Origin of the sequence: Streptomyces calvus (genome assembly GCF_006782915.1) — a bacterium.
In the GTDB taxonomy this organism is placed as follows: Bacteria; Actinomycetota; Actinomycetes; order Streptomycetales; family Streptomycetaceae; genus Streptomyces; species Streptomyces calvus.
This window is the reverse complement of record NZ_VCNP01000004.1, coordinates 36,153-59,743: the sequence shown is the minus strand read 5'-3', so window position 1 is coordinate 59,743 and position 23,591 is coordinate 36,153. Positions and strand designations below refer to the sequence as shown.

Annotated in this window: 18 protein-coding genes and 1 pseudogene; 9 read left to right on the top strand and 10 right to left on the bottom strand. The window is 71.4% G+C overall.

From position 1 onward, the window contains the following. Position 1: 1 nt before the first annotated feature. The 7 genes and pseudogenes from FGW31_RS35405 to FGW31_RS00710 form a co-directional block, all read right to left on the bottom strand. Positions 2-256, bottom strand: a pseudogene (locus FGW31_RS35405) (peptidoglycan-binding protein); the annotation flags it as partial. 1,231 nt (positions 257-1,487) lie between these two features. Further along, positions 1,488-3,389 carry a hypothetical protein gene (locus tag FGW31_RS00735; protein WP_142191310.1) on the bottom strand — a complete coding sequence of 634 codons (1,902 nt, stop codon included), beginning with the start codon at positions 3,387-3,389 and terminating at the stop codon, positions 1,488-1,490. Positions 3,390-3,662: 273 nt separating this feature from the next. Next, the gene (locus FGW31_RS00730; RefSeq protein ID WP_142191309.1) at positions 3,663-4,802 is read right to left on the bottom strand and encodes a hypothetical protein; all 1,140 of its coding nucleotides are present in this window, start codon (positions 4,800-4,802) and stop codon (positions 3,663-3,665) included. A gap of 16 nt (positions 4,803-4,818) precedes the next feature. Continuing rightward, complete coding sequence (locus tag FGW31_RS36045; protein ID WP_142191308.1) at positions 4,819-5,505, bottom strand: peptidoglycan DD-metalloendopeptidase family protein; 687 nt, start codon at positions 5,503-5,505, stop codon at positions 4,819-4,821. Between the two features lie 51 nt (positions 5,506-5,556). After that, on the bottom strand, positions 5,557-6,249 hold the full coding sequence (locus tag FGW31_RS00720) for an SH3 domain-containing protein (RefSeq protein WP_142191307.1): 693 nt from the start codon (positions 6,247-6,249) through the stop codon (positions 5,557-5,559). Positions 6,250-6,288: 39 nt separating this feature from the next. After that, positions 6,289-6,768, bottom strand: coding sequence for a hypothetical protein (locus FGW31_RS00715; RefSeq protein ID WP_142191306.1), 480 nt, complete (start codon positions 6,766-6,768; stop codon positions 6,289-6,291). Between the two features lie 88 nt (positions 6,769-6,856). After that, complete coding sequence (locus tag FGW31_RS00710) at positions 6,857-7,636, bottom strand: AfsR/SARP family transcriptional regulator (RefSeq protein WP_142191305.1); 780 nt, start codon at positions 7,634-7,636, stop codon at positions 6,857-6,859. A 259-nt stretch (positions 7,637-7,895) separates the two neighbouring features. Between FGW31_RS00710 and FGW31_RS00705 the strand changes: the two genes are divergently transcribed. The 4 genes from FGW31_RS00705 (at position 7,896) to FGW31_RS00690 (ending at position 12,565) form a co-directional block, all read left to right on the top strand. After that, positions 7,896-8,918, top strand: a complete 1,023-nt coding sequence (locus FGW31_RS00705; RefSeq protein WP_142191304.1) for a LacI family DNA-binding transcriptional regulator — start codon at positions 7,896-7,898, stop codon at positions 8,916-8,918. A gap of 539 nt (positions 8,919-9,457) precedes the next feature. Next, a complete protein-coding gene (locus FGW31_RS00700) occupies positions 9,458-10,591 on the top strand; it encodes a GH12 family glycosyl hydrolase domain-containing protein (protein WP_142191303.1) in 1,134 nt (377 codons plus the stop codon). 249 nt (positions 10,592-10,840) lie between these two features. Continuing rightward, entirely contained in the window at positions 10,841-11,917 is a 1,077-nt protein-coding gene (locus FGW31_RS00695; RefSeq protein ID WP_142191302.1) for a lytic polysaccharide monooxygenase, read from the top strand. A 192-nt stretch (positions 11,918-12,109) separates the two neighbouring features. Continuing rightward, positions 12,110-12,565 carry a nuclear transport factor 2 family protein gene (locus tag FGW31_RS00690; protein ID WP_142191301.1) on the top strand — a complete coding sequence of 152 codons (456 nt, stop codon included), beginning with the start codon at positions 12,110-12,112 and terminating at the stop codon, positions 12,563-12,565. A gap of 230 nt (positions 12,566-12,795) precedes the next feature. Here the strand turns inward: FGW31_RS00690 and FGW31_RS00685 are convergent, their stop codons facing one another. After that, the gene (locus FGW31_RS00685) at positions 12,796-13,809 is read right to left on the bottom strand and encodes a LacI family DNA-binding transcriptional regulator (protein WP_142191300.1); all 1,014 of its coding nucleotides are present in this window, start codon (positions 13,807-13,809) and stop codon (positions 12,796-12,798) included. A 302-nt stretch (positions 13,810-14,111) separates the two neighbouring features. On the opposite strand from FGW31_RS00685, the gene FGW31_RS00680 reads away from it, so the two are divergent. The 4 genes from FGW31_RS00680 (at position 14,112) to FGW31_RS00665 (ending at position 18,933) form a co-directional block, all read left to right on the top strand. Continuing rightward, a complete protein-coding gene (locus FGW31_RS00680) occupies positions 14,112-15,422 on the top strand; it encodes an ABC transporter substrate-binding protein (protein WP_142191299.1) in 1,311 nt (436 codons plus the stop codon). A gap of 95 nt (positions 15,423-15,517) precedes the next feature. Beyond that, positions 15,518-16,504, top strand: coding sequence for a carbohydrate ABC transporter permease (locus FGW31_RS00675; protein ID WP_142191298.1), 987 nt, complete (start codon positions 15,518-15,520; stop codon positions 16,502-16,504). 12 nt (positions 16,505-16,516) lie between these two features. Next, entirely contained in the window at positions 16,517-17,431 is a 915-nt protein-coding gene (locus FGW31_RS00670) for a carbohydrate ABC transporter permease (protein ID WP_142191297.1), read from the top strand. Between the two features lie 62 nt (positions 17,432-17,493). Beyond that, positions 17,494-18,933, top strand: a complete 1,440-nt coding sequence (locus FGW31_RS00665) for a GH1 family beta-glucosidase (protein ID WP_142191296.1) — start codon at positions 17,494-17,496, stop codon at positions 18,931-18,933. A gap of 90 nt (positions 18,934-19,023) precedes the next feature. On the opposite strand, the gene FGW31_RS00660 is transcribed toward FGW31_RS00665, so the two are convergent. Then, positions 19,024-20,106 (bottom strand): protein kinase family protein, encoded by a 1,083-nt coding sequence (locus FGW31_RS00660; protein ID WP_142191295.1) that lies wholly within the window; start codon positions 20,104-20,106, stop codon positions 19,024-19,026. A 169-nt stretch (positions 20,107-20,275) separates the two neighbouring features. Further along, entirely contained in the window at positions 20,276-22,162 is a 1,887-nt protein-coding gene (locus tag FGW31_RS00655; protein ID WP_142191294.1) for a LamG-like jellyroll fold domain-containing protein, read from the bottom strand. Between the two features lie 509 nt (positions 22,163-22,671). Here FGW31_RS00655 and FGW31_RS00650 point away from each other — a divergent pair. Next, positions 22,672-23,589 (top strand): glycosyltransferase family 2 protein, encoded by a 918-nt coding sequence (locus tag FGW31_RS00650; RefSeq protein ID WP_142191293.1) that lies wholly within the window; start codon positions 22,672-22,674, stop codon positions 23,587-23,589. Positions 23,590-23,591 lie beyond the last annotated feature (2 nt).

Here is a 23,591-nt window from a genome sequence, read left to right as displayed (position 1 = left end):
CTCATGCCCCGCTCGGCACGCGCAGGGCCTTCCAGGAGGCCGGGCCCGGAATGCCGTCCGCGTCCGTGCCCCGGTACCCGAGCTTGCGCTGCCACTTGGCGAACGAGTCGCGGTCCGCCTGGGTCCACTGCGGCCCGGGCGCCTCTCGGTAGGCGGAACAGTTCTCCTCGACCAGGCGCCGGCCCATGGCGTGGACGACCGGGCTCTTCGGCGCGGTCTTGAACCACGCGGCCCCGGGGAAGGGCACGTACGCCGGGGGCGGCGGCCGTCCCGGGTCGTCCATGGGCGGCAGCGCGGGCATCGGCGTGCCGAGGATGCCGATGACCTGGGTGCCCAGGCCGAGCACGGTCGTCGTGCGGGCGTCGCCGGACGGAACTGCGCCCGACCGCAGCAGGAACGGGCCGAAGGCGGGCGCCGCGCCGCCGAGCGCGGCGTGGGCCTGATCCGTCCAGCTGCCGGTGATGCGGACGTCCCGCACGAGGAGCAGGGCCTGGGGGAGGCAGTGCGCGGTGCCGTCCTCGGGCGGGGCCGGCACCAGCTGGCCGCGGCGCATCCCGGGCAGGTACCAGCCCGGCTCCGCGATCATCTCGGGGTGCCACCACGGGATGCCCGCGTGCCGGCGCACCATGCGGACCAGGCTGTGCGCGAAGTGGACGTGCAGGCTGCCGTCGTCGGTCGGCGTGCCGGTGACCGACGCCTCGGCGGTCGGGTCGGCCGCGTCGTGCGGCTCCGTGGTGTCGATCGGGCGCAGGCAGGTCAGCAGCCGGGCCGCCGGACGGGTCAACGCCGCGTGCTCCCGTGCGCTGACCACCTCCGAGGGGGCCAGGACGTCGGCCTTTCCCTCGGCCACCGCGGTCCGCAGCACGTCGGTACGGTCGGCATCGAGACGCAGCAGCGTGCTGCGCGGAGTGTCCGGCACGTCCTGCGTCCCGTGCTCGGAGCGCAGCCGCCACAGAGCCGGGTTGACGTCCGGCAGCGGGGCTGCCTCCGCCGGCGCGGACGCCGTGACCGTGGTGTCGAAGGTCTGCCAGTGCACCGCCCCGCTGGGGGCCGCCCAGTCGTCGGGTTCGAGCCCCAGCGGGAGGGCCGCCGGGTTGGGACCCAGGTCCTGCTTGGCGCGGTTGAACAGGTCCCGAACGCGCACCCCGGAGTCCGTGTCCGGAGCGGCGGCCGGGCGGCCGTACTGGGCGATCAGCGAGTAGATGGACGAGGCCGAGATCCCGGTGCCCAGCGCCGCCGGGATCGGAGTGCAGTCGCTCAGCCTCAGCAGCAGCGGGAAGTCGTAGTCGGTTCGCAGCCACTCGGAGACGACCAGCGGGTTGACCACGCCGTTCTGCACCATGTCGTCGTCCACCGCCTGGCCGGGGAGCACCGCGAGCGCGAACTGTCCCGCGCCGGCCGTGACGTACGTCCGGAGCAACCGGTCGAGGACCTGCTGGCCGAGGGCGACCGGCAGGTCTTCCGACGTGGTCATGTCGGCACCTCGGTCAGGCGGGGGGAGTCGCCGGTGTCTGCGTGCCGGCGGCCGGCGGGGTGCCCGCGGCGGGCTGCTCCGGTGCGGCGGCCGGTGCAGCCGGTGCGGAGGGCGTACCGGCCGCGGGCGGGGTCGCCGGTGCCGCGGGCGCGGGCGCGGGGGTGGGCGTGGACGCGGGCGCCGCGGGTGCGGCCTGCCCGCCCGACGTGTCCTTCGGCTTCTCGCTCTGGGGCGCGTCCACCTTGGGAGCCAGCGGCGTGATCTCCCCGACCCAGCCCACGATCTGCGACCCGTGGATCTCCAGCGTGCCGCGCTGCCCCTCGCGGTGGAAGTTCCAGCCGTGGCCACTGCTGCTGCTGGACTCGAAGACGCCGTGCGACTCGGACTCACTGTGCTGCACCGAGCCGCCGAGGCCCATGTAACCGACCGATCCCCCGAAACTGGTGGAGCTCGAACTCGTGTTGGAGGAGGCGTCCGCGACCGCCTTCTGGAACGATTCACCGGCGGCACCCCAGTTGTCGGCCGAGATCTTCACGTTGCGGATGACCACGAACCCCTTGGGCACCATGGGCAGGAGCTTGTCGGTTCCCGCGGGCGGCAGCTGCCCGTCGACCGTCCCGTCGCTGATGCAGCCCTTGGGCTTGCCGACGATGTGCCAGCCGTCCATGTGGAACAGGTCGCCCAGCATCCAGGGGCGCCGGATGGTGGCCATGAACCACTCGAAGTCCACCGTGGCGTTGGAGGTCTCGTCACGGAAGCTGGACCAGGAGGCGCTGTCGGTGTGCATGCCGGAGACTGCGCTGCTCTTCGCGTGCGAGGCGTTGGCGGAGGCACCGAAGAAGCCGATGCCGTAACCGACACTGCCGGAGGTCGAGGAGGAGCTGTTGTCGTAGAAACTCCGTCCGAAGGACGTGCTTCCGCCCGCCGTGCCCGAGGTGAGGCGACTGGACTCCACATGGACCTCCACGGTGCCGAAGTCCTTGTTCTTCCGGTCCCACCAGGAGGAGGGATCGATGTAGGAGTACGGCACATTGACCGCGACGGCCCCGGCGAGCCCCAGCTGGTAGGAGTCGAACAACGTGCGGGCCTGGGCGATGAACGAGGCTGCCGCGCTGCTCCCGATGGACTGGGTGGTGGCGATGGCGTCCTCCACCTCCTGCCCGCCCATCGCGAAGAGGTCCGCCCTGGCCCGGTCGACCGCGCCCTTGTACTTGGCGCTGGTGACCGGCCAGGACTGCCCCTGCACCGGGTCGGTGGTGGCGGCGGCGAAGGCGTTCGCGAAGTCGCTGACCGCGTCCTCGTACGCCTTCCTGTTCTTGTTGTAGATCTCGTACTTGCGCGAGTAGCCCGTCATGTTGCCGTCGGCGTCGAAGGTGAAGAGGGTCTTCTTGGCGGCGTCGATCCGGGCCTGTATCTCGGGGCTGGGAGGCGGCACCTCCTCGGCCTGCATGCCGACCAGCGCCGTCTTGTAGGCGAAGCTGACCTTGCGGTTGGGCCAGGCGACGGCGATGCCGTTCTTGGTGACCATCAGCATCTCGTCGACGAGGTTCGAGGTGAAGGCGGCGGCCTGCAGGGAGTGCTGCAACTGCGGGTCGGGCTTCGGTGGAACCGCGGCCAGCGCGGCGGCCGGCGTGGTGGCCGCCGCCGCGGGCTCCGCGGCCGGAGTGGCCGGCGCGAAGCGGCCGTCACTCGTCACGGCGGCGGAGGTGGAACCTCCGGCCGGTGTCCACGGGAAGGAGTACATGGTCGGGTCGATGGGATACCCCACCGGCAGGTGCATGTAGACGGCCGTGCCGGACGGCTTGCCGTCGGGCCCGACCATGCGTGCTGTGATGGCTGAGTGAATCTGGTCCAGCGCGGCGACGAGCGCCTGTGTGACGCCCCCGCTCGCCTGGAGCTCGGTCTGGGTCGACATGACGACTGTCCTTCTCCGCCCTCCCCTTGAGAGCGACACCGTCGGGCCTTTCGACGTCCGGGGCGCGATGTCGGCCGCGGCGGTGTGGGCAGGCAAAGGGAGAAGCTCAGATGTTGTGTTGCTGGTACGTGTTGATCCGGTCGGTACTGTGCGCCCGCGTGAACGGCACATCCCGGGCATCCGGTGAGGGTCCTGCAATGTGCCCTCCCGACCGGGCCTCCTGCGCTTCGTCCGCCACCGATCCTCCTTTCCCGGCTATCCGGCCACGGGCCGTCAGACGCCCGCCGAGTCGGACGCCGCGGCCGGTCCCGGAGCGGTCGCGGTGCCCTGAGGCGGACTCGTCGGGCCGCGCACCGCGTCCAGGACCATCTGGCCCCGCCGGTCCACGAACTTGGTGAAGAGTTCCTGCGAGTAGCCGAAGACGACCGCCCAGGCGATGATCTGCGCGGAGGAGTCCAGGGAGCTCAGCCCCGGTACGAACCCGCCCCGCATGAGCAGCAGCCCCAGCACCGCGGTGAGCGCGCCGGCGGGCAGCTTCAGCAGCGCCGAGGCGACCGGGACCGGATACGGGGTCGACGTTCCCCTGATCTTCCGCAGCGCCGAGGCCGCCGCGACCCCGGCGGCGACCAGCCCCACCACCTCGACCACGACGTAGTCGCCCCACGTGGCGACGGCTTTGACGTTGTCGTCCAAGTCCGGGGAGCGTGGCGAGTCGTCACTCCCGATGGGGCAGACCACCCGGTAGGACACCGGCGATTCCGGTGCCGTCGCCACGGAGCCGATCGACTGACTCGGGTTGAAGCACATGGGCACCGCCTGCGACCAGACGGAGGTGAGTACCGCGACCCCGGCCGCCAGCAGCATCAGGAACCCGGCCACACAGCACACGATGCGTACGAAGCTGGCGGCGCGCAGCTTCTCACGCAGGGCGACCGCCTGTGCCGCCTCGACCGCCTCGGTCAGCCGCACCAGTTCGTCGGCGGACGAGATGCCCTGGAGACGTTCGACGGACTTCCTGCGCGGGTCACCGGGGGGAAGGTGCTCGTTGACCACCGCCTTCAGACCGGCCAGATAGGGGGAGACGTCCTGGGGCGACGTGACGAACGACCTGGCCCACAGCAGCCGAGCGGCGTTGAGGTGGAGGTGTGCCGCCGTCACGTGCGAGCCGAGAGGGCTCCTGCGGTGCTCGTCGAAGAGCAGCACCGTGTCGGCCGCCTCCAGCTCCCGGCGGGCGCCCTGCAGCATCGTGCGCGCCTCGTCGGTGAGCGACGGCACGGCCTCCCGCACCGTCACCAGCGCACCGAGGGTACGAACGTTGGCGCGGGCCTCCTCGCTCAGCTCCCACGACCGCCGCTCCCGCCACCACTCGCGCAGCCGTCCCGTTGCGGCCCGCTGCAGCCGATTGCCCGCCATGACACACATCCGGTCTTCACCAGTCGGGCTTCGCGACGTTGCCGTAGGACCAGCTGGAGCCCTTCGACATCTCGAAGTGGAGGTGGGGGCCCGTGGAGTTGCCCGTGTTGCCGACCTTGCCCAGCTGCTGACCGGCCGTGACCCGCTGGCCCGCCTTCACCTGCCGCTGCGAGAGGTGGCAGTAGGTGTACACGTGACCGTTGTCCGCCGCCAGCCCGATCCACTGGCCGTACGCGCCTCCCGCGCTGTTGGACCAGGTGATCGTGCCGCTGCGCACGGCGACCACGGGAACACCCGTCCTGGCGGCGAAGTCCTGCCCCGTGTGACGGCCGACCCCGTCCGGCTTCCACGCGTAGGGGCCGCGCGCGAAGAAGTCGAAGGTGACCCGGTGACCGGGCACGGGCGAGGGCACCCGGCCTCCGCGAGGCGAGCCGCCGCCGGCGGCCGGGGCGCCGCGGCAGTCGACGGCGAAGCCCGCGCTGCGCCCCAGCGCGGTCAGCGAGGCGCAGCCCGGGACGCCGTCGGCGTCCGCGCCCTTGTAGCCCTGGGCGACCTGCTCGGCCCGGTAGGCGGCCCTGGTCTGCTCCCCGAAGAGGCCGGTGACCCCGTCCGGGATCGGGTGTCCTCGGGCGATGAGGGCCTTCTGCACGGTGCGCACGTCCTCGTTGCGCGCACCGAAACGGACGTTGGACAGCAGCACCATGGCCACACCCCGTCCCTTCCTCGCCGACGGCCGGTCCGTCCCGCGTGGCCGTCAGCACTCGTCGACGCCCGGCAGCCAGGCGTCCGGGTGGTCGATGAAGATGTTCGAGAGGTATCCGCCGAGCGCGGGAACGAACGACCACGCGTCGTTGCGGCGGCCCGCGGCATCGACCGTGTCGCCCCGGGTCTGGCAGGCCACCCGCACCCGCGTCGGCCCGGGCAGCCGGGCGACGACCGGAGCGTTCAGGCGGGGCCCCTCCCGGACGTTGACGCCCGTGCCCCAGGTGATGAAGTCACCGGCTCCGTCCGGGCCCGCGCCTCCTCCGTCCGGAGCCCCGCCCAGGACCGGGAGGTTCCAGTCGTGGGCCTCGTCGCAGCGCGGATCGGCCACCACCGACAGGTGGAAGTGCGACTCGTGCGGATTGGCACCGTTGTACGGAGCCCACTGCCAGTCGCGGTGGGTGGCGATCCGGCGGTTGGCGATGACGTATTTGATCCGCTGGTCGCGGCTGTCCAGGAGCTGATCCGCCACCTGCTGGATGTCCAGGCCGTGCGCCGGGTCGTGGGTGAAGTCCCGGGCGGTCACGATCCCGGGTCCGTACCAGGGGTTGTGGTCGCTGTTGCGGCCCTGGGCCTGGTGCGCCGTGTCGCCGATGCTGCCGTCGGAGGCGACACTGCGACCGGGGAAGCGGGCGTCGAGCTGACGCCGAAGGGTCTCCAGACTGTTCGCGACCCGCCACGACATGATGACCTCCCGCACGATCGCCGCCCTGTCGGGCCGCACTCAGTCGACGTGGTAGTTGACGTAGTAGTAGGAGTGCTCCTCGTCGGAGTGGGCGAGCTTCGACAGGGAACCCTGCCCCTGCTCGGCCTCGCTGATCGTCACGGAGCCCAGCAGGTCGTCGGAACTGGCGTCCTGGTCCCACAGGAAGATGTCCTGGGACCCGTCAACGGGCAGGGTGATCCCGACCGCGAGCCGCGCCCCGGCGCCCGCCTCGACCGTGGTCCCGCCGACGGGCCACACCGCGTGGTCCGTCCCGGACGAGGGCACGCCGGTCGCGTAGAGATCGTCCGGCGCCTCGTCGAGCGCGTCCTGGATCATCCGGCCCACGTCACCGATGCCGCTCAGGTGGTGGACGAGTTCGGCGCCGGGCAGCTCGTAGACGGGCTTCAGCAGGCTGTTGATCACGCCTGCCAGGTCGAAGTCCGTCGAGGTCGCCGGTCGCAGGCACACGACTTCGTCGATGGTTGCAGTGGCGGTCATGTCGTCCTCCCGTCCGCTTCGGGACCGTGTACGGCGGGGCCCGCGGTCGCGGGCGCCCATCGCTGTGTCCGAAGTTACGGAGCCGCCGTCAGCCCGCCGTCAACCCGACGTCACCGGGGACGTCACCGCCGGGGGCGGACCGGTGCACGGCCGTCGCCGGTGCGGCACCCGTCCGGTACCGGGGCAGCATCCGGGTGAACAGGGGGGACGGCTCGACGCCCAGTTCGTCCCGCAACAGGCGGCGGAACGCCTGGTACTGGCGGATCGCCTCGTGCACGTTGCCCTCCGCGAGATGTGCCGCGACCACGGCCCGGTGCCCGCTTTCCCGCAAGGGCTCGGTACGGACGCTCGCCCACGCGGCCTCCAGCGCGAGGGCCGGGCGGCCCTGCCGGGTCAGGACGTCGGCGAGCGCGTCGAGCGCGTGCAGCCGCAGCTGACGCAGGCGTTCACGCTCGACCAGCACCCAGTCCTCGTCCCATCCCGGCAGCAGGTCCTCGCCTGTCAGTTCGGCCAGTGGCGGCCTCACCCGGAGCGTCCGGACGTCGCCCTGGACCACGCCGAGCGCCGTGCGGGTGAGGGCGTGGACGTCCACCCGCAGCGCGGGTGTGATCTGCAGCGAGTCCCCGCTGCAGAGGATCAGCGGAGGATCGTCGCGCGGCACCTTCCACAGGGTGGTGCGCAGGCTGCCCCGGGCGTGCTCCTCGGTGACGTCGGGCCACAGGGTGCCGGCGAGGACCGAGCGGGACACCCGGCCGCGAAGCCCCATGAACGCCAGCAGCCGCTGACTGTTGTGGGACAGCTCGACGGGCTCGTTGCGGAGTTCCAGCCGGAACTGACCGAGCAGGCGCAATCGGGGAGGGGGGAGCATCAAGGTGATCGCCTCGCGCGCAGTGCGTTGCGGGAACGCCCCCCTGCCCCATCAGTATTCGTCGCGCCGACCTGCCGTGCAACTCAGCTGGGAGGACCGTGCGGTTGGCGCGGATCACACCGGGCGCCACAGGTGGTCGGTGAACGCCGGGCCCCGGCCGGCTCGTGGAAGCCCTGGGTGATGTTCCGCCGGGAACGCGCCTTCGCCACCCCGTCACCGGCCCGGGTCGTAAGATCTAGTGATCTCGTGGGGGGTGGTCATGGGCAGGCAGCGTCCCGGCGCACCGACGCTGGAGGAGGTGGCCGCGCTCGCCGGTGTGGGACGGGGAACCGTCTCCCGTGTCATCAATGACGCGGCGGGCGTGAAGGATTCGACACGTCGAGCCGTGCAGCGGGCCATCGAGGAACTGGGGTACGTCCCGAACCTGGCGGCCCGTTCACTGGCGGGCCGGCGCGCGGACGCCGTGGCGCTGGTCATGACGGAGCCGGACTGGCGGCAGTTCGGTGAGCCGTTCTTCTCGGAGATCGTGCAGTCCGTCGGCGACGCGCTGACCGACACCAAGGTGCAGTTGCTGCTCACCCTGGTCCGCACCGACGCCGAGCGGCAGCGCCTGGTGGAGTACGCGCGCGGTGGCCGGGTCGACGGCGTCATGCTGATGTCCGTGCACGCCGGGGACGCGCTGCCGGACATGCTGGCCGAAGTGGGCCTGCCCACCGTCCTGTTGGGACGGCGCTCGGGCGACGAGAGCGTGACCTACGTCGACGCGGACAACGTCGGCGGAGCCCGCAGTGCGGTCGCGCACCTGCTGAACCGGGGCCGCCGTGCCGTCGCGACGATCACCGGGCCGCTCGACATGTACGTGGCCCAGTGCCGGCTGCGCGGATACCGCGAGGCGATGGAGCGGGCGGGCGTCGAGGCCAGGCGTTCCTGGGTCGCCGAGGGCGACTTCTCGCAGGACAGCGGGCACCGGGCGATGGCCGAACTCCTCGAGAGGTCCCCGGAGATCGACGCCGTCTTCGCCGCGTCGGACACCATGGCCGCCGCAGCGCTGCACACCCTGCGGGCGGCGGGCCGCCGGGTGCCGGAGGACGTCGCGGTGATCGGCTTCGACGACTTCCCGCTCGCCCGGCGCACCGATCCGCAGCTGACGACGGTCCGTCAGCCGCTGGAGGAGATCGGCCGGACCATGGTGCGGCTGCTGCTGGAGGAGATGGAGGACTCGGCGGTGGCCTGGCGGCACGTCATCCTCCGTACGGAACTGGTGCTGCGCGACTCGGCCTGAGCGGCCCGCTCGTCCGTCTCCGTACGGGACCGGGTTCCGTACCACTCCGGGCGCCGGCCCGGCCGTCTCCGTACGGGACCGCCTCCGTACGACTCCGGGCGCCGGCAGGACCGAGTCCGTACGGAACCGGTGTCGCGCGGTCCGCGCGAGCGGCCGCTGGCCCGCGGGCGCTTCCCGACGGTGGCACCGTCCCCGGCCATGGCGCCCGCTCCACCGTCCTTCCGCCGGACCGGCTCCGCGCGCCCGGCCGCCCCGTGCGTCTCCGATGTCCCGGCGTCGTCCACGTCCCGACGACCCGTCAAGTCCCGTTCGGCGTCGAATGTTTCGGGAGCGCTCCCGTCGCGGAGTGCCGTTCTGGATCACCTCGCCGACCTGCGGTTTCGAAATCTCTTCGACACTTCCGTGCGCACAGTCTTGTCAGGGACATGGGCAGCTTCTACAGTCCCGAGCGAACCGAGTTATGGGAGCGCTCCCATTGCATGGGGAGAAGGGAGCGCTCCCTGTCGGTTGCCCCCGCCACCCCTCCGAGAGGTCCCCGCATGCGACGGTTACGGCATCACAACCGCACCCCACGCGGTCTGTTCGCGACGCTGCTCACGGCTCTCGCCGTGGTCGCGGCGCTGGTGACCGCGACGGCGCCCGCCCAGGCCGACACCACGCTGTGCGAGCAGTACGGATCGACCACCATCCAGGGGCGCTACGTCGTCCAGAACAACCGCTGGGGCACCAGCGCCACCCAGTGCGTCACCGCCACGGACAGCGGCTTCCGCGTCACCCAGGCCGACGGCTCGGTGCCGACCAACGGCGCCCCGAAGTCGTACCCCTCGGTCTTCAACGGCTGCCACTACACCAACTGTTCGCCGGGCACCAACCTGCCGGCCCGGATCAGCGGCATCTCGTCCGCGCCCAGTAGCATCTCGTACGGCTACGTCAGCAACGCCGTCTACAACGCCTCGTACGACATCTGGCTGGACCCGACGCCCCGCACCGACGGCGTGAACCGCACCGAGATCATGATCTGGTTCAACAAGGTCGGCCCGATCCAGCCGATCGGCTCGCAGGTCGGCACGGCCGGCGTGGGCGGACGCACCTGGCAGGTGTGGTCGGGCAGCAACGGCTCCAACGACGTCCTGTCGTTCGTCGCGCCGTCCGCCATCGGCAGCTGGAGCTTCGACGTCATGGACTTCGTCCGGGAGACCGTCGCGCGCGGCATGGCGCAGAACGACTGGTACCTGACGAGCGTGCAGGCCGGCTTCGAACCCTGGCAGAACGGCGCCGGGCTCGCGGTGAACTCCTTCTCCTCGACCGTCAACACCGGCGGCAGCACCCCGGGCCAGCCCGCCCCCGGCACCCCCGCCGCGTGCACGGTCTCGTACGCCACGAACGTCTGGCAGGGCGGCTTCACCGCCGACGTCACGGTGAAGAACACCGGTTCCACCGCCGTCGACGGCTGGAAGCTCGCCTTCACCCTGCCCTCCGGGCAGCAGATCACCCACGCCTGGAACGCGTCCGTCACCCCCTCCTCGGGTGCCGTCACGGCGAGCGGACTCGACGGCAGCACCCGCATCGCGTCCGGCGCCGGCCGGAGCTTCGGCTTCCAGGGAACCTACAGCGGCACCTTCACCCGCCCCGGAGGCTTCAGCCTGAACGGCACCGCCTGTACGACCGCATGACGTGACCGGCGGACCCCGCACCCGCCGCGTCCCCGCCCCGGGGCCCGTTCTTCCTCCCTGCGCCGACAGGCCGGGCCCCGGGGCGCAACCTCACCGCCCGCACCCTCCGGACCGCCCGGCCCTCCAGGGGACGGCCTCCCGGACCGCCCGAAACTCCCCCGCCCGCCCGGTCGACGCCCTTCCCCGGACGGGCGGGGGCTCCAACTTCCCCGAACACCCCGCAGGTTCACGATCGGAACTGGAGATCCCATGGCCCTACGCAGCAGACTCCTCTCCCTGGCAGCGGTGCTCGCCACGCTGCTCGGAGGGCTCGGACTGAGCTTCCTCTGGCAGAAGGACGCCCAGGCGCACGGCGTCGCGATGATGCCCGGCTCGCGCACGTACCTGTGCCAACTGGACGCCATCACCGGCACCGGCGGTCTCGACCCGACCAACCCGGCCTGCAAGGACGCGCTGGCGAAGAGCGGCTCCTCGGCGCTGTACAACTGGTTCGCCGTCCTGGACTCCAGGGCCGCCGGGCGCGGTGCCGGCTATGTGCCGGACGGCACGCTCTGCAGCGCCGGCGACCGGTCCCCGTACGACTTCTCCGCCTACAACGCGGCCCGCGCGGACTGGCCGCGCACGCACCTGACCTCGGGTGCGACCGTCAAGGTGCAGTACAGCAACTGGGCCGCCCACCCCGGTGACTTCCGGGTGTACATCACCAAGCCCGGCTGGTCGCCCACGTCCCAGCTGGGCTGGGGCGACCTGGAGCTGATTCAGACCGTCACCGACCCGCCCCAGCAGGGCTCGCCCGGCACCAACGGCGGCCACTACCACTGGGACCTGAAGCTGCCCTCCGGCCGTTCCGGCGACGCGCTGATCTTCATGCAGTGGGTGCGTTCGGACAGCCAGGAGAACTTCTTCTCCTGCTCCGACGTCGTCTTCGACGGCGGCAACGGAGAGGTGACCGGCATCCGCGGCTCCGGCAGCACGCCCACCCCGACGCCGACCCCGACGGACCCGCCGACGCACACCGGGAACTGCATGGCCGTCTACAACGTGGTCAACTCCTGGGACGGCGGCTTCCAGGGCTCGGTCGAGGTGATGAACCACGGGACGGAACCGCTCAACGGCTGGGCCGTGCAGTGGAAGCCCGGCACCGGGACCCGCATCGGCAGCGCGTGGAACGGCTCCCTGACCACCGGGTCCGACGGCACGGTGACGGTGAGGAACGTCGACCACAACCGGACGATCGCCGCCGACGGCACCGTCACGTTCGGCTTCACGGCCACCTCGTCGGGCAACAACTTCCCCGTAGGAACGATCGGTTGCGTGACGCCCTGACCCGGCGGCACTCCGCTCCGCCCCCGCGGCCCCGCCGCGGGGGCGGAGCGCGTCTGCGGGGCCGGCTCGGTCCCGGCGGCCGGCGAGCATGACCAGGGAGGTTAATGGAACGGCCGGCGGGCGCCGACCAGAATGGCCGTCGTACCGCACCGCACCGGGCGGACGCGGACCTCCGGATCGGAGTGATGAGTCGTGACCACAGCCGCACCAGCCGCCACCCGGGCCACCGTCGAGGAACTGCTGCGCCGGATCGGCGAGGGCGATCCCGAGCACATCGCGCAGATGTACGCCGAGACCAGCGACTGGAAGATCAACTGGCCGGAGAACGAGCACGGCAGAGCCGCCACCCCGTGGATCTGCCACCGCTCCACCCGGGCGGACGCCGTCGCCCACTACCGCGTGCTGGCCGATTACCATGCCGCCGAGGGGGCGGCGACCGAGGTCGAGCGGATCCTCGTCGACGGACACGACGCCGTCGTGCTCGGCGAGATCCATCGGACGGCCCGGCCCACCGGACGCGCCTACCGTGCCCGGTTCGCCCTGCACGTGACGGTCGAGGACGGCCTGATCACCCGCCACCACATCTACGAGGACAGCCTCGCCGTCGCCCGGGCGTTCGACCCGGACGGACCGGGTGGGGACGCCTGATCGGCCCGCCCAGCCGGCAGCCCCGGCCGGGCACCGGCGTACGGGCCGCCGCGAGGACCGCCGCCTCGCGGCGGCCCGCGCAGCCTGCTCGGAGTCCCGCGCCCGCCCGGTCGGAGTCCCGCGCCCGCCCGGTCGGATTCCCGCGCACGCTTGGTCCGGGTCCCGCGCCTGCTTGGGGGCCCGTGGCGGGCGGGCGAGGCGCCCGGCCGTCGCGGTGATCCGCCAGAGCCCTACGACGAATCGCGCACGACCAGCTCCGTCGGCAGGGTGATCTGCTGCCGGGGCGCTCCGTGCCGGGTGATGTCGGTGAGGATGCGCGCCATGGTCCGGCCCAGTTCCTCCACCGGCTGACGCACCGTCGTCAGGGGCGGCGCGGTGTGCCGGGCGAGGACGGAGTCCTCGAATCCGACGACGGCCACATCGTCGGGCACCCGGCGCTCGTGGCGTCGCAATTCGGCCAGCGCACCCACCGCCATCAGGTCCGAGGCGGCGAAGACGGCGTCCAGATCCGGCACGCGTTCAAGAAGCGAACGCATGGCGCGGCTGCCGCTCTCCTCGGTGAAGTCGCCCGCCTCGACCAGCAGTTCGTCCGCCCGCAGGCCCGCTTCCTCGTGGGCCGTGCGCCACCCGGCGAGCCGGCTGCGGCCGACGTCCATGTCCTGCGGCCCCGCGATCGTGGCGATCCTCGTCCTGCCGCTGCCCAGCAGGTGCCGGACCGCTTCCGCGGCCCCACCGGCGTTGTCGGCGTTGACGTAGCTCAGTTGCTCGCCCGCGTCCCGGCGGCCCGCCAGCACGGTGGGCAGGCCCATCTCCTCCAGCATGCCGGGCAGCCGGTCCTCGGAGTGGACCGAGACCAGCAGGACGCCGTCCACGCGGCGCGTCGCCACCGAGTCGGTGAGCTGGTCCCGCTCGGCCTGGTCGCGCACGAGCATGAGCTGCAGCTGCGTCCGGCTCTCGGCCAGGGCGCCGCTGACGCCCCTGATCAGCGCGGCGAAGAACGGCTCCGAGCCGAGCCGGCTCTCCGACTCCGGGATCACCAGCGCGACTGCGTCGGTGCGGTTGGTGACCAGGCCGCGGGCGACCGAGTTGGGAACGTAGTTGAGCTCCTTGATCGCCGCCAGGACGCGGGAACGGGCTTCGGCGCTCACCAGATCTGAGCCGTTCACGACGCGGGAGACCGTGGTGCGGCCGACACCGGCACGGGCGGCGACCGTTTTGATCGTGGGCCGGCGATTCCCAGCCATGCGCTCCCCTCCTCCGGCAGCCGCGGCGGTGCCGGCCGCGGGGATGACCAGCGGCAATTGTTGCAGATGCCGCCGTCGGCGGAGCACCCCTCGGGCCTGCGGGCCTTGTGCCGGGCAGCGCGGCCCGGCGAGGAGTTGGTTTCAAGTTATTGACAGATCCGCTCCCGCCCAGGAGTCTTCGATGCGCGGTGGGAACGTGCCCACCCCGAAATGGGCACGTTCCCACCCGACTGTCAGAGCCGCTGTAGTCATCGCAGAACTCGTCACTCCGATGTGTCAGCGACGTCGCTAGGAGGAGATCCATGGGCACTCTCGGTTCGTTGCGCACGAAGGCGGTGGCGGCAGCCGCGGCCGCCGGCGCGCTGGCACTCGTCGTCGGCTGCAGCGGTGGCGGCGACTCGGTCACCGGCGGCGGCAAGAAGGACGGCAAGACCGTCATCACCATGGGCCTGTACGGCGTCATGGGCATCAAGGAGACGGGCCTGCTCGAGCAGTACGAGAAGGAGAACCCCGACGTCGACATCAAGGCCGAGATCGCCGGTGACGAGCAGACGTACTACACCGCGCTGCAGACCAGGCTCGCCGCCGGCAACGGCCTGAAGGACATCCAGGGCATCGAGATCGGCCGGGCCAAGGAGATCACCGAGACCCAGTCGGACAAGTTCGCCGACTTCGCCGGCATGGCGGGCACCGACCACTTCCTGCCCTGGAAGGAGTCCCAGATCAGCACCGCGGACGGCAAGGTGCTGGGCCTGGGCACCGACATCGGCCCGATGGCGGTCTGCTACCGCAAGGACTACTTCGAGAAGGCCGGCCTGCCCACCGACCGCGAAGAGGTCGCGAAGCTGTGGGAGGGCGACTGGAGCAAGTACGTCGAGGTCGGCCGTACCTTCAAGAAGGACTTCAAGGGCAAGGACGTGGCCTACATGGACGCGGCCAGCGGCCTGTTCAACGCCATGGTCTACGGCTACCCCGAGCAGTACTACGACGCCGACGGCGAGCTGATCTACGACAAGAACCCCGCCGTCAAGGAGGCCTGGAACCTCGCCGCCGACGCCGCCGAGGCCGGCCTGACCGCCAAGCTCCGCCAGTTCCAGCCCGGTTGGGACCCCGGACTGGCCAACGGCACGTTCGCCACCGCCGTGTGCCCGGCCTGGATGCTCAGCCACATCAGCGAGAAGGCCGGTGAGGCCAACAAGGGCAAGTGGGACGTCGCCCGGGCTCCCAAGGGCGCCAACTGGGGCGGTTCCTTCCTCGGAGTGATCGAGAAGAGCCCGGTGAAGGAGGAGGCCAAGAAGCTCGTCGCCTGGCTGACCGCGCCGGAGCAGCAGGCCCACATCTTCAAGGAGATCGGCAACATCCCGTCCTCGCAGAAGGCGCTGGAGACCGACGAGGTCAGGAGCGCCACCTCCGAGTACTTCAACGACGCGCCGATCGGCCGGATCTTCGGTGCCGCCGCCCAGGAGATCCCGGACAAGCAGGTCCTCGGCCGCAAGGACGGCACGATCAAGGACACCTTCTCCCAGGGCCTGACCCTGATCGAGCAGCAGGGCAGCTCGCGGGACGACGCGTGGAAGACCACCGCGGAGCGCATCGACAAGGCGGTCGGCTGACCGCACGCCCCCGCGGCCCCCGGGTCCGCCCGCGCCCTGTCGGCGGGGGGGGCCCGGGGCCCGGCCGACACATCCGCTCTCAGGAAGGAAGTCCGGTGGCCACCTCCACCACCCGGGCCCCGGCCGGCGAGGAGCCGCCGAGCCCGACCCGCACGACGGACGCCCCCCGGCGGCGCGGCGCACTGCTGCACCGCCTGGACGTCAAGGGCGCCCCGTACGCGTTCGTCGCGCCGTTCTTCGTCGTGTTCGCCGCGTTCAGCTTCTACCCCCTCGTCTACACCTCGTGGATCTCCCTGCACCGGGTCGAACTCGCCACCCTCGACGTCATGGAGTGGGTGGCGCTCGACAACTACGTCGAGCTCTGGGGCGACGAACGCTTCTGGAACGCGCTGGCCAACACCATCACCATCGGCGTCATCTCCACGGTGCCGCAGCTGCTGATGGCACTCGGCCTGGCGCACCTGCTCAACTACCGGATGCGCGCCTCGCTGTTCTTCCGCGTCGCCTCACTGGTCCCGTACGCCACCTCGGTCGCCGCCGCCGCGCTCGTCTTCACCATGATCTTCGAACGCGACTTCGGCATGATCAACTGGGCGCTCGGCACGGTCGGGATCGACCCGGTGGACTGGGAGGCCGACAAGTGGCCCGCACAGGTCGCCATCTCCACCATCGTCATCTGGCGCTGGACCGGCTACAACGCGCTGCTCTACCTGGCCGCCATGCAGGCGATCCCCGCCGACCGCTACGAGGCGGCCTCGCTCGACGGAGCCTCCCGCTGGAAGCAGTTCACCCACGTCACCGTGCCCGGGATCCGCTCCACCATCGTCTTCACCATCGTGCTCTCCACCATCGGCGCCACCCAGCTCTTCGGTGAGCCGCTGATCTTCGGCCAGGGACCCAACGGCGTCACCGGCGGCGCCGACAACCAGTACCAGACGCTGGGCCTGCTGCTGTACGAGGAGGGCTGGAAGAACTACCAGATGGGCCGCTCGGCGACCGTCGCCTGGGCGATGTTCCTGCTGCTCGTCCTCGTCTTCGTGGTGCAGCGCCTGATCAAGCGCCTGCGTTCCCGTACGTCCTGACCTGGAGTCGTCATGACCACCCACAGCCTCCCGGCCCGGACGGACACCCCGGACCGCACCCCCGCCACGAAGCCGGCCGGCCGCCGGCTGCTGCGCCAGCGCGCCGGCCGCCAGCACCACGCCGGCCCGCTCGCCTACGTCCTGCTCGTGATCATGGCGGTGCTGTCGATCTTCCCGCTGTACTGGACGATGGTGGCGGCCTCCACCGACAACACGCGGGTCAGCCAGACACCGCCGCCGTTCCTGCCCGGCCCCAACCTGTTCAGCAACCTCGCCCGGGCCTGGGACGAGGCCGCCATGGGCAAGGCCATGATCAACAGCCTGATCGTGGCCGGGGTGATCGCCCTGTCCACGGTGATGTTCGCGACCCTGGCCGGCTTCGCCTTCGCCAAGCTGCGGTTCAAGGGACGCAACGTCCTGCTCATGCTGGTGATCGGCACCATGATGGTGCCGCCGCAACTCGGCGTCGTACCGCTGTTCATGATGATGTCGGAGCTGGGCTGGTCGCAGCAGCTGCCCGCCGTCATCTTCCCCACGCTGGTGAGCGCCGTCGGCGTGTTCTTCATGCGGCAGTACCTGTCCGAGGCGCTGCCGGACGAACTCGTCGAGGCCGGACGCGTGGACGGCGCGCACTCGCTGCGGATCTTCTGGAGCATTGTGCTGCCCGTCGCGCGGCCCGCCATGGCCGTCCTGTTCATGATCACGTTCGTGCACGCCTGGAACGACTTCTTCTGGCCGTTCGTGGTGCTCGACATGACCAACCCGACCGTCCCCGTCGCCCTCACCCAGCTCAGCGCCGGCTACGTCCGCGACCAGTCGCTGATCATGGCGGGCGCGCTGCTCGGCACGCTGCCGCTGCTGGCGATGTTCGTCGTCTTCGGCCGCCAGATCGTCAGCGGCATCATGGCGGGCGCCGTCAAGGGCTGACCCGCCACGCCCCGTTCCCCGTCCTCACCGCCCGCGCACTCCTCCACCCCGAAAGGACTTACGTGGTCACCGCAGCACAGCAGACCGCGTCCGCCCCGGACGCCGCCCGCACCTTCCCCAAGGGCTTCCTCTGGGGCTCAGCGACCGCCTCCTACCAGATCGAGGGAGCCGCCGCCGAGGACGGACGCACACCGTCCATCTGGGACACCTACGCCCGCACCCCCGGCCGGGTCCGCAACGGCGACACCGGTGACGTCGCCACCGACCACTACCACCGCTGGCGCGAGGACGTCGCCCTCATGGCCGAACTCGGCCTGCGCGCCTACCGCTTCTCCCTGGCCTGGCCCCGCATCCAGCCCACCGGCCGCGGCCCCGCCGTCCAGAAGGGCCTGGACTTCTACCGGCGCCTCGTCGACGAACTGCTCGACAAGGGCATCCAGCCCGTCGCCACCCTCTACCACTGGGACCTGCCGCAGGAACTGGAGGACGCCGGCGGCTGGCCCGAGCGCGCCACCGCCGAACGCTTCGCCGAGTACGCCGCCCTCGCCGCGGACGCCCTCGGCGACCGGGTGAAGACCTGGACCACCCTGAACGAGCCCTGGTGCAGCGCCTTCCTCGGCTACGGCTCCGGTGTGCACGCCCCCGGCCGCACCGACCCGGTCGCCGCCCTGCGCGCCGCCCACCACCTCAACCTCGGCCACGGCCTCGCCGTCCAGGCACTGCGCGACCGGATCCGCGCCGACGCCCAGTGCTCGGTCACCCTCAACATCCACCACGTCCGCCCGCTCACCGGCAGCGACGGTGACGCCGACGCGGTCCGCCGCATCGACGCGCTCGCCAACCGCGTCTTCACCGGCCCGATGCTGCGCGGCGCCTATCCGGAGGACCTGTTCAAGGACACCACTGCGCTCACCGACTGGTCCTTCGTACGCGACGGCGACCTGCGGCAGATCCAGCAGCCGCTGGACTTCCTCGGCGTCAACTACTACAGCCCCACGCTGGTTTCGGAGTCCGACGGCACCGGCACCCACAACGCCGACGGACACGGCCGGAGCGCCCACAGCCCCTGGCCCGGCTCCGACCAGGTCTCCTTCCACCAGCCGCCGGGCGAGACCACCGCCATGGGCTGGGCCGTCGACCCCAGCGGCCTGTACGAACTGCTGCGCCGGCTGTCGACGGACTTCCCGGAACTGCCGCTGGTCATCACGGAGAACGGCGCCGCGTTCGACGACTACGCCGACCCGGCCGGCCAGGTCAACGACCCCGCCCGCATCGCCTACCTGCGGGGCCACCTGGCCGCCGTCCACCAGGCCATCGCGGACGGCTCGGACGTGCGCGGCTACTTCCTGTGGTCGCTGCTGGACAACTTCGAGTGGGCCCACGGCTACAGCAAGCGCTTCGGCGCCGTCTACGTGGACTACCCGACCGGCAGGCGCATCCCCAAGGCCAGCGCCCGCTGGTACTCCGAGGTCGTCCGCACGGGCGTCCTGCCCGCCGCCTGACCGGAACCGACGGAAGGGCTGCCACCGTCCCACCGATCGCCCCCGCACCCCGCCCGACGGGGTGCGGGGGCGGACGCGGCAGCCCCGCGCTCAGCGCAATGGCGCCGTGGCCGCGGCGGGCGTGTGCTCCCGCACCGGACAGGGTGTGGTCCGGCTCTCCTGCCGGAACCGGTGGTAGAAGTCGCCCATCCCGGCGGCGAGCGGCGCGTGCCGGGCGAGGAGCGCCGCGACAGCCGCCGGAACGCCGTTCCCTGGGGACGCCCCTTCGGCGCAGGCGCGGACGAACTCCCGCCGTTCCTGCGGTGCGTACCCGAACAGGGCGGCGGCCAGCCAGTTCACCAGGTGCGTGACGGCGTAGGCACGGTCGTAGGCACGGTGCCGTTCGAAGAAGTCGGCCTCTTCGGGGTCGAGTTCGAAGCGGGAGGAGATCGCGAGCCCGTAGTCGGCGAAGTAGAGCCGCCGTCCGTCGGTGAGGATGTTCTCGAAGTGGGCGTCGAAGTGCAGCAGCCCACGGGCGTTCATGAACGAGAGGCCGGCGTCGAGTGCGTCCTCCACCAGGGTGCAGGCCCGCCCGGCCGCCTCGTCACCGGCTGCCACCCGGCCGCCCAGCCAGTCGTGCAGGGTCTGCGGGATGCATTCCAGGAACAGCGTGAGGTCCGCCGTGGACTCCCCGAGGGCCTCGATCCGGTGGCGTACTTCCGCTCCGCCTCCCCAGTAGGCCACGGCGCGGTCCACGTCGGCCAGCTCCTCGGGCAGCGGCCGGCGGGGGCCGGGAAGGACCCGCCAGTGGTGCAGCAGGGGGAAGCCCTCGTGGTCTCCCGCGATCACCCAGTTCGTCGTCATGGTGTGCACGGCCAGTTCCCGCCAGGCGCCGAACCCCGGGCCGCCGATGGCGCCGACGCCGTAGTGGCAGAAGGCCGGCAGGGAGAACAGGTTCGCCGTGGAGCGCACGTTCTCCGGCCGCAGCTCCAAATCGGTGAGGCGCACCTGTTTGACGAAGACCGGTGTCCCGTCGACGTCCAGCAGCACCCTGTGTCCGCCGATGCCGGAGCCGACCGGCGTGCCGGCGTCCACGAGTTCCCGCAGCCCGCGGTCGCTGCACAGCGCCAGCGACGTCGAGACGGCACCGTGCGCGGCCAACCGGGCGCCACGGGACAGGTCGGGACCGTGCACATCGGCCTCCAGCCGCGTCCCGCCTCCCGTACGGCCGTTCCGACGGGACCTCGGGGCGGGAACTGCCGCCACCCTCTCATGGCGCGGGCGGCGGTCGACGGGGCGTCGCGGGGCCCGGGGAGCGACTGCGCCACGCGCACTCCCGGGGCCGGGCGGCTGGGGTGGTCGTTCAGTCGGAGGGGGTGAGGAACTCCTGCACCGGCAGGGGGCGTCCGACGATGCGGGTGTCGCCGATCCAGCCGTAGAAGCCCTGGCCGAAGGCACCGTCGAACTGGGTGCCGCCCAGGACGAAGGGCTTGCCGAGGGTGGCGATGCCGGTCGAGGCCTGTGCCGGGTTGCGGGCGATCCTCGAGCCGTCCACGTACATCACCGTGCGGCGGCCGTCGTTGACGACGGCGATGTGCATCCAGCGTCCGACCGGCACGGCGTGGCTCCACGACGTCGGGTCGGCGTCCTGCCGGTGCGGGTAGACGACGAACTGCAGGAACCGCTCGGGCGACAGGTTGAGACTGCACGTCGGTTCCAGCGGCGACCAGCCGGTCGTCTTGCCCGCCTCCGCGTTGCGTCCCTCCCAGCTGAGGATGCCCATCCAGCTGTGGTCGCCCTCGAACGGCTCGGGCAGCCGGACGAAGGTCTCGATGGTGTAGCCCTTGAGGAACTTCTCGCTGTTCAGGGCGGCACGGGCGGCGGTGGTGAGGACGGCCCCGCGGTCGGGGCTCTTGCCGCCGTCGAAACGGAGGCTGGCGTGTGCCGGCTGTCCGCGGTGGTGGTCCGCCGACCAGGTGAGCGCGTCGGGGCCGCTGGAGTGCAGCCGGCGCACCGTCAGGTCGTTGCCGTTGCCGGTGAGGTCCCGTACCACGGTGCCGTCGGCGACGGCGGCACCGGGCGTGCCCGCCGCGTCGGTCCCGGAGCCGTCGAAACGCCAGTAGGCGAGGGTGCCGCGGGGCATCACGGACCGGGCCGGGCGGGGCGCGGGCGGGGTGACGGGGGCGAAGCCGGCGAACCGGGCGTCGAAGTCGACCGGCAGGGTGAACCGGTCGGCGGGGCCGGTGAGTTCGACGGTCTCCGCCGCCAGCGGTGACCGCTGGTCCGGGTCCCGTGCCAGGAACCAGGGGGAGAACGTCTCGACGTCGATGACCTTGCGCACCAGGTCGAAGCCGTAGGTGCGGATCATTCCGGCGCCGCCGTAGTAGCGGTCCTGGTAGTTGGTGATGTGGACGTGGACATCGTTGCCGGCGTCGTTGGTGAGGACCGTACGGCCGGGCGGCCAGTAGTGGCCGCCCAGGGCCAGGAAGATCTGGTCGTTGCCCTTGATCAGGCGGTCCCACAGCCGCTGCCCGTGATCCGACAGGCGCGCCCCGCCGTCGTCGTCGGCCCAGGCGATGTCGTGCGTGGTGAGCACCGCCGGCAGGGTGCGGTGGGCGTCGAGCACGCCCTGCGCCCACGCCAGTCCCTTGTCGGAGACCCGCCAGTCCAGGGCGAGGACCAGCCAGCGGCGGCCGCCCGCGCGCAGCACGTGGTAGCTGTTGTAGCCGTCGGGCGAGGCACCGCCGAACGTGGGCATGGCACGGTAGCGGTCCGGCCCGAACGCGGCGAGATAGGCGGAGTCGCCCCGCTGGTCGTCGGTGGAGGACCTGATGTCGTGGTTGCCGGCCAGGACGCTGTAGGGGACCCTGCCGTGCAGGACGCGGAAGGTGTCCGCGGCGAGGCCGATCTCGTCCTCCGTGCCGTGCTCGGTGACGTCGCCGAGGTGCGTCATGAACGCGATGTTGGCCGCCGCCCGTTCGGCGGCGAGATAGTGGAACGTCGCCCGCAGCGGGGCGGGGTCGGCGCTGTCGGCGTCGAAGAGGTACTGGGTGTCGGGCAGCACCGCCAGCGCGAACCGCGGACTCTCGGCGTCGAAGCGGCCGCCGGCCGCACCGGCGTCTCCGGCGGCGCTCGCCGCTCCGGTGTCCAGCCCGGTGGCCACGGCGCCGGCGGCCGGCACCACCACCGCGGCGCGCAGCAACGCGCGTCTGTGCACGGGCGGGTGACCGGTCTGTCCCTCTGTGCTCATCAGGGCTCCACGAAAAGGTCGACGGGTGGGGTCAGCGCGCATGCTGCTCACCCGCGCTGGCCGCCCGGTTGCGCGGACCTGAACACCGGCTGCATGGACACCGCCGACCGGAACGACCGGGCGCGAGCCCCACGCGGCCCGTTCCCCTCACCGAAAAGCGATTTCAACCGGGGGAGCGTTCAACTGAGGATAATTTTTCCTGGGATCGGGGGTCGGGGGTCGGGAATCGGGGATCCGGGATCGGTGTGCGGACGGGCAGAGATCGGGGATTTCGGAGAAGTGGCGACGAGTCACTGATATGCGGAGCGCAATAAGTCGGTCCGGGCGCCCGGCGGATGTCCGAAAGTCGGTCGTGCCGTCCCTCCCCACCTCGTCCGATCTTGCTCGCCATTGGCCGATCCGCTAAGACTGTGGAGGCCCGAAAGGCGGTACGGAAACCACCTCGCATCGGATCCCCTGCCGGCTTGGTTCCCCGGGCGTCCGAATCGTGCCATTGAAAGGACTGTGCCGTGCTGGTAAGCGTCGTCACCCCCACCCACAATCGCCCGGACCGGCTGAAGACCGCCCTGGACAGCGTGCGGACGCTGGACTTCGACGGACAGCTCGAAGTGATCGTGGTGAACGACAACGGCACACCGGTCGACGACGTCGTCGAGGCCGCCGCCCGGGACCTGGACGTGCGCCTCATCGACCTGCCCGTCAACGGCGGTGTCTCCGCCGCGCGCAACACCGGACTGGAGGCCGCCAAGGGCGAGTACGTCGCCTTCCTGGACGACGACGACGTCTTCGCCCCGCACCACCTGACGGACACCCTGCCGCTCCTGCAGAGCGGCGCCGACTTCGTCTACAACAGCGTCGTCATCGCCCGCACCCGGGTCACCGGCACGACCATCGACCAGGCGGAAGTGTTCGTCCGCATGGACTTCCCGTGCGACCGCGAACTGCTGGACGTGACCAACCACATCCCGCCGACCGCGGTGGTGTGCCGCTCGCCCCGGGCGGCCGACGTGTGGTTCGACCCCACGCTCATGGTCCAGGAGGACTGGGACATGTGGCTGCGGATGATCCACAAGCACGGCTACACCATCGCCCACCAGCCGCGCGTCTCCTCCGTCGTCCACCGGATCCCCGGCGTGCAGAGCCTCACCACGGTGTCCTCCGACGACATCGCCGCCCTCAAGCCGTACGAGGACACCTGGAACCTGCTCACCGAGCGCTGGCGCGTCGACAGCGAGCGCGTCCGGGAAGTGCGCCGCTTCATGCCCGTCATGTACCGGATGGCGTACGACATGATGAACAACGGCACGCCCGTCGACTTCCACTACTACGAGCGGACGGTGCGCGTGCTGTACAACGCGCTCGGCGACCCGAACTACGGTGAGGAGCGCGTCGTGAACGAGATCCGCGCCGCCCTGAACGGCGGCTGACC